This window comes from candidate division TA06 bacterium (assembly GCA_004376575.1).
GTDB lineage: Bacteria > Hydrothermota > DG-26 > E44-bin18 > E44-bin18 > E44-bin18.
On record SOJN01000123.1, the window covers coordinates 38,921 to 57,664 of the forward strand.

Consider the following 18,744-nt stretch of genomic DNA (forward strand, 5'->3'; position numbering starts at 1 on the left):
TCAGGTACTCATCAACCCAGTCAGCCTGGCATCTGCGAAGTGTAACGGCTCTATGGCAGATGACGGGCAAACAGCAGTACAGGTGCCGCATCCGTGACAAAGGAGGGGATCAATCTTTGCGGTAAGACCTCCATTTGACTCCTCGAGTTTGACCGCCTTGTACTCGCACACATCTTTGCACTTACCGCATCCCCTGCATTTCCTACTGACGACTTCGCTTATTATCGGCTCGGCTAGAACCTCTTTCTTGCTCTTACTACCCAGGACGATGTTGGCCTTCCAGGGGCCAAGGCCGGGAGGGAATCTTTCAGGAGCCCAGGGAATCTGAATCAATACATCTTCGCCCCTGCCTGCCTCCTCAACAGCCATCAGTTTCTTCCAACATGAGGCAATGCACTCCTCACATTCAACGCACGGGCCGCATCTTAGGCACCTCTTGGCCTCATTGACAGCAGTCTCCTCGTCATATGCCGATTCTACCTCATTGAAGTTGAGCCTCTTCGCCGCAGGAAGAGCAAGTACCTCTGCTCTCCTGATCTCCTGATGAGCGTGACCATCGACGATCAGCTCCAGTTCCTCGTCCTCGGGATAAGAACACGCTGGCTTCAGCTTCTCTCCCCTGAGATATCTGTCCATTGACGCTGCTGCCCTATGACCGGCTCCGATCGCATCAATGATGGTCTTTGGGCCTGTCACAGCATCGCCTCCAGCGAATATGCCTGGAACACTTGTCTGCAGAATTTCATCATCAACAGAGAATGTATTCCATTTTGTTATCTCGAAGTTGTGTTTCTTCGAAAGAAAACTGAGATCCGGTCTCTGGCTGATAGCAGGGACTATGAAGTCAGCATCTATGGTGAATTCCGAACCCTCTATGGGAATGGGTCTCCGCCTACCACTCGCATCCGGCTCACCAAGTTTCATCTTTATGCACTCCATGCCCGTGGCTTTTCCGTTCTTACCGACTATTTTCACGGGAGCCGCGAGGTACGATATCTTCACGCCTTCCTTCTCGGCATCTTCTATCTCATGAGGATTGGCAGGCATCTCTTTTCGAGACCTTCTATATACGATATGAACCTCATCACAACCCAGTCTCAATGCTGTCCTCGCGGAGTCGAGTGCAGAATTCCCACCTCCTATGATGATAGCCTTCTTGCCGGGCTTCTTCTTTTTCTTTCCAAGATTGAAGTCCATCAAAAACTTGATGCAGTCGACGATACCTTCGAGTTCATCCTCGCCTGGTACACCAAGCTTCAGGCCCTGATAAGCACCCACCGCCACAAAGACTGCTTTGTAACCTCTCTTAAGAAGACCTTCGACATCGTCAATTCTCGAGTTCGTCTTTATCTTAACCCCCAGAGCCGCAATCGAATCTATCTCTGTCTGCACTACGTCTCGTGGAAGTCTGAAAGAAGGAATGCAGACCGAAAGCATCCCCCCGGTTACGGGAAGAGCCTCAAATATGGTAACTCCATATCCCATCCTGGCCAAGTCATTTGCCGCGGTCAGACCGGCGGGACCTGAGCCAACTATGGCAATCTTTTCCTTTTTTGTCTGCTCTATTGGCTTGGGTCTTGTCCTGGACTTGTGTGACAGCTCGTAATCAGCGACGAACCTCTTCAACGCGCATATCGCCACCGGATCATCGACATCATTCCTCTTGCATTCATTCTCGCAGGGATGAGTGCAAACACGTCCACATATTCCAGGCAGAGGATTGGTGGCTCGAACCACCTCAAGAGCCTTGTCGAACTTCCGCTCTGCAATCAGCCCTACATATGACTTTATGTTTACACCAGCAGGGCAGTTGACCCTGCATATTGGTATCTTTGTCTTTTCTATCCTATATTCTGCATCAATCTCGGGAAACGCGAGCGCGGCGTCTTCAGAAGACAGAAGTGACTTCAAAGGACTTGCTTTTCTGGTCAACTCTTTTGCCCCTCTTTCCCGTAGTCGTAACCCTTGTCAAAGGCTTTCATGTTAAGATCTATGAACCTTGAAGGGACAAAGCTCGGTATCGCCTTCTTCATTGCCTCCTTGGACACAACGTCGGTAACCGCAGTGAAAAAACCCAGCATGACCACATTGGCAATGATACGGTTTCCCAGCTCCTCCGCAAATCTGGTTGCAGGAATAGAAAACTCCTTTTTTTTCACCTTCCTCTTCTTTGGATGAACAAGGTCGGCATCATAGACAAGAAGACCGTTATCCTTCAACTCCTCTTCGTATTTTGCGTAGGCTTCCTGAGACATGGCCACCAGAATATCTGGTTTTGTAATGTACGGATAGAGCACCCTTTCGTCAGAAACAACAACTTGGGCACTGCATGCTCCGCCTCTCGCCTCCGGTCCAAACGACTGGGTCAAGGTAGCAAACCTCTCGTCATGAAGGGAGGCGGCAGCACCTATTATGATCCCTGAGCGGATTATCCCCTGACCGCCAAATCCAGCAAATCTCACTTCTCTCATTTCATCCCTCGTATCGCTTGAACTTATCACCCATCACTTCCTTCAATCTCTTGTTGTAAGAGTCAAGGAAGGTGGGCCTCTCTCTATCGATGAACTTCCCCACAATTATCGGTTTCTGGAAATCTATAGCCACGTTCCTGGTATCCTCGCCGTTCTTGATAACAGAATTGTCGTGATAGAACTTCATCAGATCAAGCCCGGTTCCCAACCTGTTAATCCTGGCGTAGTAGTTGGCGCAAGGTGAAATCACCTCGACGACCGAGAAACCCGGCTTCAGAAGAGCCTCAGTGATAGCATTCACTAACCTTCTCACATGAAGCACAGTCCACCTTGCCACATAGACTGCTCCGCAGGACTCTGCAAGATGGGGAATGTTGAACGGGTGCTCAAAGTTGCCGTAAGGCGAAGTGGTGGCGTATCCGGTTATGGGTGTGGTAGGCGCCACCTGACCTCCCGTCATCGCATAGATGAAATTGTTGACGCATATGACTGTGATATCCATGTTTTTCCGGGCGGCATGTATGAAGTGGTTTCCGCCAATGGCAATCAGATCTCCATCACCGCTTATTACAGAAACATTGATATTGGGATTGCCCAGCTTGACTCCTGTAGCAAAAGCAACTGGCCTTCCATGAGTGGTGTGCAGTGAATCCACCTTCAGATAGCCCGCCGCCCTACCCGTGCACCCTATCCCCGAGACCACTGCGGTCATTTTGGGATCTATGCCAGCCTTCTCCAGAGCCGATACCCACGCGGTGAGAACTGTCCCCAGACCACATGTAGGACACCATATATGCGGTATTCTGTCCATCCGAAGGAGATTCTCCATTGGATGCCGTCTCTCTTCTTTCGCTTTTGCTGTCAATGTTTTTGGAGTCATAATGATTCCTTTGTTAAGTCGTGTGGTAGTCCTACTTCTTCCGTCTGTACTCCTTGTAACCTTCAATGGGAGAGTCGTCCTTAACCGCTTGTTCAATGGCATAGAGAATATCTTCCGGGTCGTGTACCCAACCGCCTCCATGAGGCGCAAGCACAGCCCTGGCACGACCTTGGCAGCACCGATCTACCTCAAGAACGATCTGTCCATAGTTTATCTCAGGTACAACAAAAGTCTTCACCTTCTTGGAGAGCTCACGCACCCTCTCTTCGGGAAAAGGCCACACAACTACCAGTCTCATGGCCCCCACCTTGATCCCCTTTTCTCTTGCTAGATCAATAGCCCTGATGGCGACTCTGGAGGTTATGCCATAACTGAGCACAACTACCTCAGCATCCTCTATCGAATCCTCCTCCCATTCGCATATCTTGTCGGTATTCAGCCTTATCTTGTCCACCAGCCGTCTCACATTTTGCTCCTGGCAGGCAGCATTCATCACCGGATATCCCTTGTAATCGTGGGTAAGGCCAGTCACGTGGAATCTTGTTCCATCTCCAATCTTGGTCATGAAAGGAACCATATCTTTATCGGGCTTGAAGGGAAGATACTCCTCCGGAGGACCTTTGTACCATTTCCTTTCAACAAGCTCTATCTCATCAGCGGGAGGAATAACCACCTTCTCGGTCATGTGTCCTACGCACTCATCCATCATTACGAATACAGGAACCCGGTACTGTTCTGAAAGATTGAATGCCTTAATGGTGAACTCGAAAGTCTCTTGAGGGGAGTTCGGAGATACAGCAATTATTTCGTAGTCACCATGTGACCCCCACCTGGCCTGCATCATATCGGCCTGACCGGTAAGAGTGGGAAGACCCGTAGATGGACCTCCCCTCTGGACGTTCACCAAAACACATGGAGTCTCGAGCATTGCTGCAAGGCCGATGTGTTCCATCATCAGTGAGAAACCGGGGCCGGATGTGACCGTCATCGCTTTTTTCCCGGCCCAGACCGCACCTATAACTGAGGCGAGAGAGCCGAGCTCGTCTTCCATCTGGATGAAGATAGCGTCTACTTGTGGACATCTTCTGGCAAATCTCTCTGCCACCTCTGTAGAAGGGGTTATGGGATAACCTCCGAAAAACCGGCAGCCGGCGGCAAGGGCCCCCTCGGCGGCAGCGTGGTCGCCGTCTATGAAATGGGAACCAGTGAGTACACTCTTAGGATCTGCTTTCAACCTTCTTTTCCTCCTTCTTTTCTTTCTCCTCTTCTTCCTCTGAAATAACAAAGATGGCGAACTCAGGACAGAGCATCTCGCAGAGGTGGCAATTCACGCAGTCATCAGGATTCTTGACATACGGCGGGTGATACCCCTTCGCATTGTACTCCTCTGACATTTCCAGCACGTCCTTGGGGCAGTACTCGACGCAGAAAGCGCACCCCTTGCACCTATCCTTTATTATGTGGATTATCCCCTTGTCCTGCTTGACCTTATCTGCATCCAAAGGTTTTCGCCAGTACTTCATGGCTCATCCTTTCTGAGCTTTGCCATGTTGATGGACATAGAGGGAGATATTAACTCGGCGACCGAATTGTGTCAACGCCAAACACGCTTCTTTTCTTGAATATTCGGCTTTGCCAGAACGGAAAACTCCCGGGAAGAGAACAATCGATGCAACAAGATCTGGTCTCCATCGTCTTTCAAGTTTTCTCGTACTGTTTGACACCTTCTGCGAACTGATTTCCACCGTGACAGTCCTGAGCCACTATAAGAGGCATATCCTTCACTTCCATCTTCCTGATCGCTTCGGCACCAAGGTCCTCGTATGCTATCACTTCACACTTCGTAACCGACTTGGCGATCAATGCCGCCGCCCCACCGGTTGCAGCCAGGTAGACTGCACAGTGCTTCTTCATCGCCTCCACAACATCTTCTCCCCTCGGACCTTTTCCTATCATCCCTTTCAGACCCTTTTCTATCAGGGCCGGAGCATAGGGATCCATCCTGTAGCTCGTTGTCGGCCCCGCAGAGCCTATTGCCTGGCCGGGCTTTGCAGGAGCGGGCCCAACATAGTAGATGACCTGACCCTTGAAGTCCACAGGAAGTGGTTCACCCTTCTTAATCAGCTCGACCAGCCTCTTATGTGCGGCATCTCTTCCTGTGTAGATTGTGCCGTTCAAGAAGACTGTGTCTCCGGCCTTCAGCTTTTTCACATCCTCATCGGAAAGCGGCGTCGTAAGTTTGTGTTCAGCCATTTTTCCTCCAGAGTTAACTGCTTCGGTTGGGAACCTCCGTGGTCGAGTCTATATCGTCCCTTCCTTGTGGCGAGATGCGTGGCAGTTTATGTTGACTGCCGCAGGCATGCTTGCGATGTGGCAAGGGTGAACCTCGATATTGACAGCCAAGGCAGTGGTTCTGCCTCCTAGCCCCTGAGGACCTATTCCAAGCTTGTTGATTCTCTCCAGGAGTTCCTTCTCCACCTCCGCGTATTTCGGGTCCTTGTTGTGTTCCCCCAGAGGTCTCAACAGAGCCTTCTTGGCCAGGAAAGCACACTTCTCAAATGTACCACCCAATCCTACACCAACAACGATGGGGGGGCAGGGATTGCCGCCAGACCTTCTCACCTTGTCAATCACAAACTCCTTCACGCCTTCTATACCGTCTGCTGGTTTCATCATCTTCACTTCGCTCATGTTCTCGCTTCCACCGCCCTTGGGGGCAACCGTTATCTTCAGCTTGTCGCCGGGGACTATCCTGAGATGGATTATGGCGGGGGTATTGTCCTTGGTGTTTTTCCTCTCGATTACTGGGTCGTCAACAATCGATTTTCTCAGGTAGCCTTCACCATACCCCTGCCTGACGCCCTCGTTTATGGCTTCATTGAAGTCGCCGCCCACTACGTGGACATCCTGACCCAATTCACAGAAAATGACTGCGAAACCCGTGTCCTGGCACATCGGAACCTCGTTATCGCGAGCAATCTTCGCATTTTCCAATATCTGATCGAGTATCGCCTTTCCTGTGGGAGACTCTTCTGTCTTCCGGCCGGCCTCGAGTTTCTCCCACACGTCCTTTCCCAGATTGTAGTTGGCGTCGATGCACAGCTTCTTGACCAACTCAGTTATCTGGCTTGCCCGTATCTCCCTCATAGCAATCTCCTTTACTTAACGGCATTCCACAGAAGATCAAACATTTCCTGGACTTTGATGCTTCCTTGTCCCTTCTCCGACATCCTTGCTGAGGCTTTGCTCAAAACCTGCTCGCAGGTTGGACACGCAGTCACAAGCAAGTCAGCCCCTGTGTCAACAGCCTCTTTCACTCTCTTGTCAGCGATTCTGTCTGAGACCGGGACATCTGAAACGAGCATGCCGCCGCCGCCGCCACAGCAGTTTGACAGGTTCCTGTTGCCTTTCATCTCGACCAGTTCAACCCCGAGCTTGCTCAGCACCTCCCTGGGTTGGTTATACACACCAAGAGACCTTCCAAGGTCGCAAGGGTCATGATAGGTTACCTTCTTCCCCACGCTCTTTGGTTTCAGGCCGCCGAGCTTTTCCAGGACCACGTTGATGACATGCTTTGCGTCGATATCGTAGTCTTCTTTCAGAAATGCTGCACAGGTGGGGCAGAGCGTGATCGCCTCTTTGAAAGGAAACTTCTTCTTGAAATCCTTCTTTTGCTTCTCGAGTTTCTCCCTGTCCCCGAGAGCCTTCATCGGGAAGCCGCAGCAGGTTTCCTCTACTATCTTGGGCTTCACTCCCATCTTCTCGAGCAGCTTTATCCATCCTTTTGTCCTGTTAGGCCTCGCGAGATACTGGCAACCTATAAACAGAGGCGTCTCCCCATCCTGCACAGGAGCTCGGGCTTCCTTGTCACCGAAAATATTCCCTGTCGCAACTATGTTCTCCAGCATTTCCTTGTGCCCGGGAAGAACGAATCCTTCTTTCGCCAGGTCAGCTCTGCACGCTTCAATTATTTCGGTGATGTCTACTTTGGCGGAACACTTCTCCTTGCATAACCTGCAAAGGGTGCAGTCAAAAACCCTTTTAGCTATGAACTCCGAGGGCTCTAGCTCGCCGTGCAAGAATCCATAGGCAAACAGAATCTTGCCTCTCGCAGAACTGGACTCCCAACCAAGTTCTTTGAAGATGGGGCAGTCTTCAAAACAGTAGGAGCAGCGTATGCAGATGTCCAGTTCATTTTCCCAGTCTTTCAGGTGTTTGGTTTTCATCTCTTTTCACCTCTTTTTTATTGGACTTTTGTAGTGTATCTCAGGTCTGTGGCTTTTACCCAATCATCAGGTGCATCCATCATCTTGTGAGGATTCAGAATGTTGTTGGGATCAAGAGCCTTTTTTATGGCTCTCATCATTTCAAGAGAATCTTTCTTCTCCTTTTTCCATGATGGGGCCTTTGATAAGGCAATCCCGTGTTCACCAGATGTGGTTCCACCAACCTTGCGTACAAAGTCATAAACTTCTGAAACCGCCTTTCTGGCATTATCCCACTGGCCTGGCTTCGTCGTGTCCATCAGTATCTTCGTATGGACAACGCCAGAACCGCAGTGGCCGTAGGCGGTCATGACCACATTGTTCCTCTTCCCCACATCCACGATCTCCTGCACAGTGGCAGCCATCTTTGAGTTGGGAACTGCCATATCATCTGCCAGAGACGTGCAGGAAAGGCCTTTCTGATACCTGGATAGGGCGGCGAACAGCTTCTTCCTTCCAGAGAATATGCGGGTCATCTCCTTTGGATCATCACTCATCTCAATACCGAATGCACCATTGGCCTCACAGATCTCCTCTATATCGTTCATGTCGGCTTCAACTGCCGCTTTTATCCTGCCGTCCGCCTCGAACATGATTATGGCTTCCACATCTGGCAGGCCCATATTCAGGGCTGTATTCACCGCCTTAATTGCCACATTGTCCATCAGCTCCAGGACCGAGGGAGTAATCCCGCTGGTCATGACTGCGGTTATTGTCTTGCCGGCATCCTCGAGCTTGTTGAACTTGGCCATGGCCATGGCCTTGAACTTCGGCACAGGAGTCAGGCGCAAAGTCGCCTCTACGATTATCCCAAGAGTCCCTTCAGACCCGACCATGAGCCTGGCCAGCTGATAGCCAGAGGCCTCGACTCTCGTATTCGAACCCAGAGTCACCAGGTCGCCATTTGCGAGTACCACTTTCATACCCAGAACAGAATCTCTTGTGGCACCGTATTTCACCGACCTGAGTCCAGAGGCGTTGTTTGCAATTTCGCCGCCAATGGTGGCAACTCTGCTCGAGGCTGGTGTTGGCGGATAAAAAACCCCCTTAGGCCTGAGCACTCTATTCAAGTCATCGTCTATAACACCGGGCTGGACCACGCACAGTACATCCTCAATCCTAATATCAAGGATCTTGTTCATCCGCTTCATGTCCATGACTATGCCGCCGTCAATGGGCACAGCGTGTCCGGACATACCTGAACCAGAACCCCTGGCTATCACCGGGATCTTGTTCTTGTTAGCGTACCTCATTACCTCCTGAACCTCTTCTGTTTTCCCCGGCCTTACGACCGCATCTGGCATCGCCTGATGGACCGATGCATCGGAACCATATATATACAGCTCAGCAACATCATCAGAAGCGTTTTCAGGCCCCACAATCTTCTTCAAATGCTGTATGTCAACCTTCATCTCAACCTCCTGGTCAATTAAGTGTTAAAGTACACCCTGACAATTTACCCAAAATGGTCAGCTCTGCACGGCTTTTCTGTGGCTCCTCCTTCCCGCGCCAAGCACCTCGTTTGGATCAAGAGCCTTCTTGATGGCCAGGGAAACCCTGTCCAATGAGGATTCTTTTGATGTCCGAATCTTGCTGTGGGAGAACCCAATCATTTCAGAGCAGTTCGTGGCTCCACCCAGAGAAGAGACGGTGTTGTGGACCTCTGCAAGTGTCTCTTCAGTGCTCTTCCGCTTTCCTGGCGCTGCAACCATCACCATGTGGAAATTACCTCCCAAGAAGAAGCCCCAGGTACCAGCAGTCAAGTTGTGCTTCTTGCCAATCCTGCCAATTTGATCCAGAGTTTCTGCGACCTGAGAGGATGGTACGACCATGCTCATTGCAAGAGTACCATCTTCACTGACAAAACCTTCAATCGACCTTCTCTTTCTCCTCCACTTCTCGATCTTTTTGGTGTCAGAAGTGCGACTGACAGATAGAGCACCTGCCCTCCTGCAAATCCTTGAAACGACATCTGTCCCCCTCTTCACTGCTGTGGCGTGGCCGTCTAACTCAACCAGAAGAAAAGCTATTCCACCAGACATTGTTTCCAGCACAGCGCACGTCCTCGCCCAGGCTCTGTCCATCATCTCCAGAGAAGCTGGAGTAACGCCAGACCCGAGCACGTCGCCCACTGCCTCAAGACCTTTTTTTCGAGAATCAAAGGAGGCAGTGCATAGTGAACGTTTCGCTGGCAGAGGCTTAACTGCAACGGTTATCTCAGTTGGAAACCCGAGCATCCCGCTGGTGCCGGCAAAGAACCTTTCAATCTGAAGGCCGGACGAGTTCTTCAAAGTCGTACTGCCCAGCGCCACAACTTCTCCAGTTGGCGTCACCACCTCAACCCCCAGTACATAGTCGCGGGTGGCCCCGTACTTGATCCCCGCGGGAAAAGGAGCATTGTCCATCACCACTCTACCCAGGCTTTGTCCTCCACTCCCCCCTGGATCTGGCGGAAAAAAGAAGCCGCACGGCTTGAGTGCGGAGCCCAAATCGTCCAGCGTAACGCCGGGTCCAGCGACGCACAAGAGGTCAAGGATTCTCGTCTCCTTTATTCTATTCATGCTCGCGAAGTTAAGGACGAATCCCCTTTTCACTCTATTCTCACCCTTTGTGAGGAGACCTGATGAGTCTGCAAAAACAAAGGGAACCCTGAACCTGTTGGCCAGCTTCACCACTTTCGAAGCCTGACGACTGTCCTTTACGTTTACCACCGCCTCCGGCACTCGCCCCATCTGCTTCTTATGGGGTTGAAGTCCTTCTATCTCGGTCTCCACCGAGTCTTTCCCCACCGCTCTTTCCAGCCTTTTCTTGAAATCCGGGTCCATCTCCTTTTACTCATCCGCTGACCATGGGAACGGTTATCGAACCGTCCATGAGAATGGTCACTTTTGCATCCTTCCCCTTTTCAGCCAATGCGTCATCCACCGCCTTCTGCAAAGACTTGTAGGGCTTTATGAATATCTTCTCCAGATCTTCGTCCTTCAGGTCTGTTACTGCCCAGACCTGCGCCCTTGCCATAACCTCTGCCATCTTTCCGGCCTTATGCCACCCCAACTTGTAATCCTTGCTAATCTTATCCAGGACTTCTCCTGGAGTTTCGCAACTGGAAAGAAGATCATAAAACGCCTTTTCCCCTATGCCAGTCCGGCACTTGGAGACCATGATCAGTATCCCCTCGTCTTTCAACGCCAGCTTTCCGTTGTCGATGGCCTTCTGGGATTGGTAGAGATCGACGTCCATAGGGTATGGTGCCACGGATATAACAATGTCAGTTTTCTCTGGTACGGACACGCAGAAGACCTTCTTTGCGGACTCTATCGCAGCGTAGAAGGAGTCATGTATGTGTCCTGCGGTCGCATCGTATATGTCCCTGTCTCTGTCCAGAACAGTCTGTATGGAGAACACTTCCTTGTCCTCTATGGTCCTCAGAGCATCTATCATGTCCTCATGAACCGGATTCCCCTCAAGGGCAAGAGACCTGGATTCGGGTTTCAGTGCAAACTTGTGATTCTGTTCTATCGTCTTGAATGATGCGATGCCGGGAAGAAACGACTTCCTTCCGCCCGTGTATCCGCCGAAGTAATGAGGCTCCACCGAACCGATCAGGACTATCTTGTGAGCCTCCATCCCTAGCTTGTTCACATACATCTCGGTTCCATTTCTGGAGGTGCCGATGTGTACCATATCTTCATCTTTGCGCGCATCATGAACGTATATCTTGTCCTTGAAGGTTTCATACAGCGGGCCGAAAATGAACTGGAACTCTTCTTCTGTGGGAGCTCTATGAATGCCGGTTGCTATTATGAACCTGAAGGGAACTTTCTCAATTCTATCTCGGATTAGGTCGAGTACTTTTGCGGTTGGAGTGGGTCTTGTCCCGTCATTTACGATTAACAGGATATCCTTTGCGTCAGATAGGAAGTCATCGAACGATTTGGAGTTGACCGGGTTGTTCATTGCCTTGTTCAAAATCTTACCAGCGTCTCTCTTCTCCACCTCATTGGGATGGACCACCGAAGCGACCCTGTCATCGGCAATTTCCAGGGGAACCTTATCCTTGGAATATGCTACCTCAAGTCTCATCTTTCCCCCCTACTTTGAAGGTCCTTTTGCGGCAAGAGATTCCCAGTTCTCTCTCCCACCGAAGAATATTGCACATTCCCTTTTGAAAGATTCTTCCGAGTCTGCACCATGGACGGCATTGGTCTGCTTGTTGGCTCCGTAGAGGGCCCTTAATGTCCCGCTGGCAGCTTTTGTCGAATCTGTTTCACCCATAAGCTTCCTCAGCGTCTGAACGGCATCGGCTCTTTCGAGAAGGCATACCACTATCGGCCCTGAGGTCATGAACTGAAGCAGGGGTTCGTAGAATGGTTTACCCTTGTGTGGGGCGTAGAGCCTTGCTGCAGTCTGATTGTCCATGACCAACATGCGCATCTTGATAATGATGAAACCGTTCTTCTCAACTGCAGAAAGGATGTCACCTATGTGGTGGCCAGACACGGCGTCCGGCTTGATTATTAAGAGAGTGCACTCCAAATCACTTAAGTCGGGCTTTGACAAGCTGGCCAATCTGCTCAGGTTCTGTTGCCACCTGGACGCCTGCTTTTTCAAAAGCCGCTATCTTCTCCTTTGCGGTCCCGCTACCACCTGATATGATGGCACCCGCATGTCCCATTCTCTTGCCTGGAGGAGCTGTGAGGCCGGCTATGAACGCGATGACCGGCTTCTTCACATGCGCCTTGATGTACTCAGAGGCGTCCTCCTCGTCCGTCCCACCTATTTCACCAACCAGAACCACGGCCTCGGTCTGTGGGTCTTCTTCAAAAAGCTTGAGACAGTCAATGAATCGGGTGCCTATTATGGCATCTCCGCCTATGCCCAGGCAAGTCGACTGGCCGTAGCCTGCATTGGTTATGTGACTCACTACCTCATAGGTAAGGGTCCCGCTCCTTGAGACAACACCCACAGGACCCTGCTTGAATACCTGAGTCGGCAGAATTCCCACCTTGCACTTTTCCGGACTCACCAGCCCGGGGCAGTTTGGACCGATCAGGCGAACGCCTTTCTCTGACAGAAAACTGAGAAGGCCAACCATCTCAAGCGCAGGTATACCTTCAGTTATGCACACTATCAATTTCACGCCAGAGTCACCCGCTTCATAAATGGCCTCAACCGCAAACCTTGCAGGAACAAATGAGATTGCGGTGTTTGCGCCGGTCTTCTCCACTGCTTCTTTCACCGTGTCAAAGACCGGGATACCGTCAACATCCTGCCCGCCCTTTCCAGGAGTGACTCCTGCAACCACACTCGTCCCATATGAAACCATCCCTTTTGTGTGAAAAGAGCCGTCCCTGCCGGTGATTCCCTGTACAACTACTTTCGTCTTTTCATCAATTATTATGCTCAACTTGTCCCCCTATCCAGCCTTTCCTGCCAGTTCTATCGCCTTCTTTGCCCCCTCTGCCATGCTGGCTGCCGGGATCAGGTCTGTCTTCTCAAGAATCTTCCTTCCTTCATTCTCATTTGTACCTGTCAATCTAATGATAATCGGAACATCTATGTCCATCTTGTCAAGGGCAACCAGGATTCCATTTGCCACATCATCACACCTGGTGATCCCACCAAAGATGTTGAAGTAGACAGCCTTAACATTCTCATCAGTCATCAGTATTCGGACCGCATTCTCCACCTTCTCAGGGCTTGAGCTTCCACCGATGTCCAAAAAGTTGGCCGGCTCGCCGCCGTACTTCTTCACCAGATCCATTGTGGCCATGGCCAACCCGGCGCCGTTCACCACGCAGCCAATCGAGCCGTCCAGTTTGATGTAACTCAAATCTTTCTCTCTCGCCTCAGCTTCCCTTGGATCCTCAGCCTTCAGGTCTCTCATCTCCTCAATTTCCTTATGCCGGTAAAGACCATTGTCGTCAACATTCATCTTTGCATCGATTGCCAGAACATCTCCAGATGTGGTCACCACAAGGGGATTTATCTCTGCAAGCGAGGCGTCACTCGACATGAAAGCCCGATACAGTGACATGAGTATCCGGGAGGCCTTGAGAGCCTGCGACTTGCTCTTAAATATCTTCAGGCACAGCCATCTCGCCTGATGTGGCATTAGACCAATTTGCACATCTTCGATGGTCATCTTGAATATCTTTTCCGGGGTGTTCCGCGCTACCTCCTCTATATCCACCCCTCCTGCAGCACTGGCCATCACCACCGGCTTCTGGCTCCTCCTGTCCAGAATTATTCCCAGGTAGTACTCCTCCTTGATATCAACCGCCTGTGCCACCAGCACCTTCTCAACTCTCAAACCCTTTATGTCCATTCCCAGTATCTCTGAGGCGATTTCCTTCGCTTTTTCCGGGCTATCCGCCAGCTTCACGCCCCCCGCTTTGCCTCTTCCTCCAACAAGAACCTGCGCCTTGACCACCAGTTTATCGGCTATTCTCTTGGCTATACTGTATGCTTGCTCTGGCGTTTCTGCCACATCACCAGGAGGAACAGGCACCCCGAACTTCGAAAAAATCTCTTTTGCCTGATACTCGTGTATTTTCATCTTTCCTCCTCAGAATAAAGCCCTGCCTCGCAGAGCTCCTGGAATACTACGGCACAATGCGTGTTCCGGCCTCACCGTCAAGCGATTTTCTGGCCAGTCGTATCGATGTTATGATAACCTCTTTCCCCCCCGATTGAAGGAAGTCAATGGCAGCGTTGACCTTTGGCCCCATGCTTCCGGACGGGAAGTGACCTTCCTCCATGTATTTCCTAGCCTCAGTGGTGCTCATGCAGTCTATCTCTTTCTGGTCTTTAGTCCTGTAGTTGAGAAAGACTCTGTCGACATCCGTGATAATGAGCAGAAGACCTGCCCCTATATCTCTTGCGAGCACACCGGCAGCAAGGTCCTTGTCAATGACTCCATCTATACCGTCCAGACCGCCGTTCTTGTTGGGAATCACTGGGACTCCACCGCCGCCGGCCGCAATGACGATGCTTCCTGCATCAATCAGGCTTCTTACGGCTTCCTTCTCCACAATCTCCAGGGGCCTGGGCGAAGGAACAAGCCTTCTGTACCCCTTTTCAGGTATCTCATCTATCGTCCAGCCCATCTCCCTGGCGACTTCTTTTGCTTCTTCTTCTGTGTAGTAAGGGCCGATCGGTTTGGTCGGACGGCTCAGAGAATCGTCCTTGCTGTCCACAAGAACCTGCGTCACTATAGTCACCACATCCTTGTGGATCCCCTTTCTCTGGAGGGCGTTTCTCAGGATCTGCTCTATCATGTATCCCATGCCACCCATCAGGTCTGCAACACAGATTTCCAGAGGCAGTGGAGGAACCATGTTTCTGGAGGCCTCAACCCTGATCAGGGCATTGCCAATTTGAGGCCCGTTGCCGTGGGTTATTGCAAGCTCAAAGCCGTCTTCGATCAGCTCGACTATCGATGTCATCGTCTCCCGCGTCCTGGTAAACTGCTCTGGAATCCACCCAGTATCGCCCAGTGTGGTTATCGCATTACCGCCAAGCGCAACTACAGCCCTTTTTCCCCCCACCATAACCTCCGAAAAAAGAGCTAGTCCAGGACAGAGGCCGCGGTGTTCGGCCTCAGGCCGAGAATCAACTGATCTACTTCTTCTTCAGGAAATCATCTATCACGCCTCTCAGGTCGGGCTTGCCTATCTCGTCAATCTCGTAGGTCACCCTTACTGAAGGTTTCTTTATCTTTATAAGTTTCGAAAGATCAACTGGTGTGGCCACAATCACGCAGTCACAGTCAACCTTGTTGATGGTTTTCTCGAGGTCCTTGATCTGTTCACTTCCATATCCCATGGCCGGAAGAAGACTCCCGATTTCAGGATACTTCTCAAACGATTCCCTTGTGGAACCCACAGCATGGGGTTTGGGATCCACCAGTTCTCGGGCGCCATATTTCCTTGCGGCCACAATACCTGCGCCAAATGCCATCTCGCCGTGGGTGAGGGTAGGACCGTCCTCTATGACCAACACTCTTTTGTTCCGAATCTTCTCTGGATCATCACAGAAGACAGGAGAGGCGGCATCTACTATGGTCGCTTTCGGATTGACCTCACGAATGTTGCTCCTCACTTCCTCCACATCCTCTGCTGCTGCGGAATCGATCTTGTTGATTATTGCCACGTCAGCCATTCTCAGATTCGCCTCACCCGGATGGTAGAAGAGCTCATCTCCTGGCCTGAGCGCATCAAGAAGGACTATGTGGAGGTCACTCCTGTAAAAGGGGAAGTCGTTGTTCCCTCCATCCCATACGATAATGTCAGCCTCTTTCTCAGCGCGTTTCAGAATCTCGAAGTAGTCAACACCAGCATAGACGGTGACACCCATTCTTATCAGAGGTTCGAACTCTTCCCTTTCCTCGATGGTGCAGTCATGCTTTTTCAGATCTTTCAGATCCTCAAACCTCTGCCAGATTTGTTTCTTCAGGTCACCATACGGCATCGGATGTCTGACCGCCACCACCTTCTTCTTTCTCTCCATTAGAAGGCGGCAGACTTTCCTTGTCGTCTGGCTCTTGCCACAACCTGTCCTTACCGCACAGACAGCAACCACAGGCACTTTCGCCTTAAGCATACAGCACTCAGGACCCATGAACATGAAGTCTGCACCAGCAGCGATTACCTCTGAGGCCACTGACATGACATGACGGTATGAAACATCACTGTAGCAAAACGCGACCACATGCACATCGTGCTTCTTTATCAAATCTTTCAGTTTGGGTTCTGGATGGATCGGTATGCCCCTGGGATATAGCTTACCTGCGAGGGCAGATGGATATTTCCTCTCGTCTATGTCAGGAATCTGGGTTGCTGTAAAGGCGACAACCTTGTAGGTGTTATTGTTTCTGAAAAATACGTTGAAGTTGTGGAAGTCTCTTCCAGCAGCACCCATGATTATGACTTTACGCATCTTCTCAGTGTGCTCCTTGTAAGGAAGTTCTTACTCTAATCCAGAGTGTTCCGACAGTGCAGCTAGTGCTTCGATTCGCAAATACAGTGACGTTCCATTCAAGGGACATTGCCCCACGTCGCTCACTCAGCACTAGTCCTGGGTGAATGAATTCGTCATCGAATTTATGAATCGAAGGGTTAGTCTATGCCCTGGGCCTTCTGAAGTGTCCCAGAGAAGTCAACAAAGATTGTCTTCCACTCTGTGCACTCGTCCAGAGCCGTTGTTCCTGCCTCCCTGTGGCCGTTACCAGTCCCCTTCGTTCCGCCGAAGGGTGTGTGAACCTCGGCACCTATGGTCCCTGTATTGATGTAGCAGATCCCTGTGTATATGTCTCGCATGGCCACAAATGCCTTGTTCACATCCTGTGTGTAGATAGAACTGGACAGGCCGAAATCCGTGTTGTTGTTGACTTCGATAGCCTCCTCAAGAGATTCCACTGTGATTATACTCAGGACCGGGCCGAATATCTCCTCCTGGGCAATCCTCATGTTGGGTTTCACGTCTCCAAAGACTGTGGGTTTGAAGAAGAATCCCTTGGAAAGTTCACCAGTGGTTGCCGGTTCGCCGCCGCAGAGAAGCTTCGCACCCTCCTTCTTCCCTATGCCCACATATTCGTGTATCTTGTTCAACTGGTCTTCATTTATTACCGGACCGACCTCAGTCTCGGGCCTGAGCCCATCACTCAATCTCAGAGTCTTCGCCCTGTTAACAACCATCTGGGTCAGTTTCTTCGCGACGGGCTTCTGAACAATCAACCGGCTGCAGGCAGTGCATCTCTGGCCTGTGGTGCCGAACGCGGACCATATGATCCCTTCCAATGCCAGGCCGAGATCTCCATCCTCAAGGACCGTAATGGCGTTCTTACCGCCCATCTCCAGTGATACTCGCTTGAACGTCTTCGGACATCTTGATGCAATGTCTGTTCCCACAGAGCATGAGCCGGTAAAGGATATGGCACGAATTCTTTTATCCTCTATCATCGTGTCGCCAACCTCACCCGCGTGTCCAAAAACGATGTTCAGTACACCGCTAGGAAGGCCTGCATCTTCGAGAGTCTTGACCAGGTTCCACGCAGATTTGGGAGTATATCTTGCCGGCTTGAAAACAATGGTATTCCCAGCTACGAGAGCAGGCATCAGTTTCCAGGACGGGATTGCCATGGGGAAGTTCCACGGGGTGATTGCGCCAATAATACCCACAGGCATCCTGACCGACATCGCCCACTTGTTGGGAAGCTCAGACGGAGTCGTCTCACCAAGCAACCTCCTGCCCTCGCCCGCAGAGTAGAAGGTGAAGTCAATCGCCTCCTGCACATCTCCGCGAGTCTCTGTCAAGACCTTGCCCATCTCCTGAGTCATCTCCCGTGCATATTCCTCTTTTCGTTCAATGAGAAGATCTCCTGCCTTGTAGAGAATCTCAGCCCTTTTGGGGGCAGGCATGAGCCTCCAGCTATTGAAGGCCTTCTCTGCTGCATCGATTGCCTTCTTCACATCCTCGGCGTTTGACCGCGGGAATACAGATAGAACATTCCCATTGGCCGGATTGACGTTCTCAGTAGTTCTTCCAGTATGAGATTTGACCCACTTCCCACCTATATAGTTCAAGAATTCCTGGGCCATCCTTCAGACCTCCCTTGTTTTGGACTGTGAGACGACTTTGTGAAAAACATCACAAAGGGAATTATCACGCTAACATTCACAACCCCAGATGTCAAGCGAAAACGAAATAGGTCTAGCCCGTCCTTGGACGGGATAAGGCATATTTCGTCCTGAGTGAAGTCGTGAGTTTGGCGAGCGACGTAGTCGAAGGATCTCCCAGAGGCAGATTGCTTTATCGCCGGATGGCATGAGTCATATTTCGTCGTGTTTACTCTTTCTTGACGAGACCGAGTGTTAGTGAAGGTCGAGTTTTAGAAAGAGTTAATCCTGAGGAGGCGGAAGCCGACGAAGGGCTTACTCGGATCGAAGATCACTGCCGAGTGGTAACGAAGGCCAAATCTTAGAAAGAGTTAATCCTGAGCCGCAGGCGAAGGGAGCGGAGTCCCTTCGATACTCTCCTCGTGAAACGAGGCAGGCAGGATAAACTCCGGACCTGCTTGTGCCAGATTGATAATCATATAAAAGGCACCTCGGTATACCAGAAGGTT

Annotated in this window: 17 protein-coding genes; all 17 read right to left on the reverse strand. The window is 51.0% G+C overall.

Annotation, left to right across the window (positions count from 1 at the left end):
* Positions 1 to 1,932: a 4Fe-4S dicluster domain-containing protein gene (locus E3J62_10280; protein ID TET44490.1), complete on the reverse strand. Its 1,932-nt coding sequence runs from the start codon at positions 1,930 to 1,932 to the stop codon at positions 1 to 3.
* Positions 1,929 to 2,471 carry a pyruvate ferredoxin oxidoreductase gene (locus tag E3J62_10285; GenBank protein ID TET44504.1) on the reverse strand — a complete coding sequence of 181 codons (543 nt, stop codon included), beginning with the start codon at positions 2,469 to 2,471 and terminating at the stop codon, positions 1,929 to 1,931. The genes E3J62_10280 and E3J62_10285 overlap by 4 nt, the downstream gene beginning before the upstream one ends.
* 1 nt (position 2,472) lies before the next feature.
* The gene (locus E3J62_10290; protein ID TET44505.1) at positions 2,473 to 3,300 is read right to left on the reverse strand and encodes a 2-oxoacid:ferredoxin oxidoreductase subunit beta; all 828 of its coding nucleotides are present in this window, start codon (positions 3,298 to 3,300) and stop codon (positions 2,473 to 2,475) included.
* A gap of 82 nt (positions 3,301 to 3,382) precedes the next feature.
* Entirely contained in the window at positions 3,383 to 4,585 is a 1,203-nt protein-coding gene (locus tag E3J62_10295) for a 2-oxoacid:acceptor oxidoreductase subunit alpha (GenBank protein TET44491.1), read from the reverse strand.
* On the reverse strand, positions 4,569 to 4,853 hold the full coding sequence (locus E3J62_10300) for a 4Fe-4S dicluster domain-containing protein (GenBank protein ID TET44506.1): 285 nt from the start codon (positions 4,851 to 4,853) through the stop codon (positions 4,569 to 4,571). The genes E3J62_10295 and E3J62_10300 overlap by 17 nt, the downstream gene beginning before the upstream one ends.
* 196 nt (positions 4,854 to 5,049) lie before the next feature.
* The gene (locus E3J62_10305; GenBank protein ID TET44492.1) at positions 5,050 to 5,604 is read right to left on the reverse strand and encodes a Fe-S-containing hydro-lyase; all 555 of its coding nucleotides are present in this window, start codon (positions 5,602 to 5,604) and stop codon (positions 5,050 to 5,052) included.
* 48 nt (positions 5,605 to 5,652) lie between these two features.
* Complete coding sequence (locus E3J62_10310) at positions 5,653 to 6,498, reverse strand: fumarate hydratase (GenBank protein TET44493.1); 846 nt, start codon at positions 6,496 to 6,498, stop codon at positions 5,653 to 5,655.
* 11 nt (positions 6,499 to 6,509) lie between these two features.
* The gene (locus tag E3J62_10315; protein ID TET44494.1) at positions 6,510 to 7,577 is read right to left on the reverse strand and encodes a (Fe-S)-binding protein; all 1,068 of its coding nucleotides are present in this window, start codon (positions 7,575 to 7,577) and stop codon (positions 6,510 to 6,512) included.
* A gap of 17 nt (positions 7,578 to 7,594) precedes the next feature.
* The gene (locus E3J62_10320; GenBank protein ID TET44495.1) at positions 7,595 to 9,028 is read right to left on the reverse strand and encodes an FAD-binding protein; all 1,434 of its coding nucleotides are present in this window, start codon (positions 9,026 to 9,028) and stop codon (positions 7,595 to 7,597) included.
* A gap of 57 nt (positions 9,029 to 9,085) precedes the next feature.
* The gene (locus E3J62_10325) at positions 9,086 to 10,441 is read right to left on the reverse strand and encodes an FAD-binding protein (protein ID TET44496.1); all 1,356 of its coding nucleotides are present in this window, start codon (positions 10,439 to 10,441) and stop codon (positions 9,086 to 9,088) included.
* Between the two features lie 10 nt (positions 10,442 to 10,451).
* Positions 10,452 to 11,699: a nickel-dependent lactate racemase gene (gene larA / locus E3J62_10330; protein TET44497.1), complete on the reverse strand. Its 1,248-nt coding sequence runs from the start codon at positions 11,697 to 11,699 to the stop codon at positions 10,452 to 10,454.
* 9 nt (positions 11,700 to 11,708) lie between these two features.
* Positions 11,709 to 12,152, reverse strand: coding sequence for a nucleoside-diphosphate kinase (locus tag E3J62_10335; GenBank protein TET44507.1), 444 nt, complete (start codon positions 12,150 to 12,152; stop codon positions 11,709 to 11,711).
* Between the two features lies 1 nt (position 12,153).
* Positions 12,154 to 13,023, reverse strand: coding sequence for a succinate--CoA ligase subunit alpha (sucD, locus tag E3J62_10340; GenBank protein ID TET44498.1), 870 nt, complete (start codon positions 13,021 to 13,023; stop codon positions 12,154 to 12,156).
* Between the two features lie 9 nt (positions 13,024 to 13,032).
* On the reverse strand, positions 13,033 to 14,175 hold the full coding sequence (gene sucC / locus E3J62_10345) for an ADP-forming succinate--CoA ligase subunit beta (protein TET44499.1): 1,143 nt from the start codon (positions 14,173 to 14,175) through the stop codon (positions 13,033 to 13,035).
* Between the two features lie 46 nt (positions 14,176 to 14,221).
* On the reverse strand, positions 14,222 to 15,169 hold the full coding sequence (arcC, locus tag E3J62_10350) for a carbamate kinase (protein ID TET44500.1): 948 nt from the start codon (positions 15,167 to 15,169) through the stop codon (positions 14,222 to 14,224).
* Positions 15,170 to 15,239: 70 nt separating this feature from the next.
* Positions 15,240 to 16,556 carry a GTPase gene (locus tag E3J62_10355; GenBank protein TET44501.1) on the reverse strand — a complete coding sequence of 439 codons (1,317 nt, stop codon included), beginning with the start codon at positions 16,554 to 16,556 and terminating at the stop codon, positions 15,240 to 15,242.
* 179 nt (positions 16,557 to 16,735) lie between these two features.
* On the reverse strand, positions 16,736 to 18,217 hold the full coding sequence (locus E3J62_10360) for an aldehyde dehydrogenase family protein (GenBank protein TET44502.1): 1,482 nt from the start codon (positions 18,215 to 18,217) through the stop codon (positions 16,736 to 16,738).
* Positions 18,218 to 18,744 lie beyond the last annotated feature (527 nt).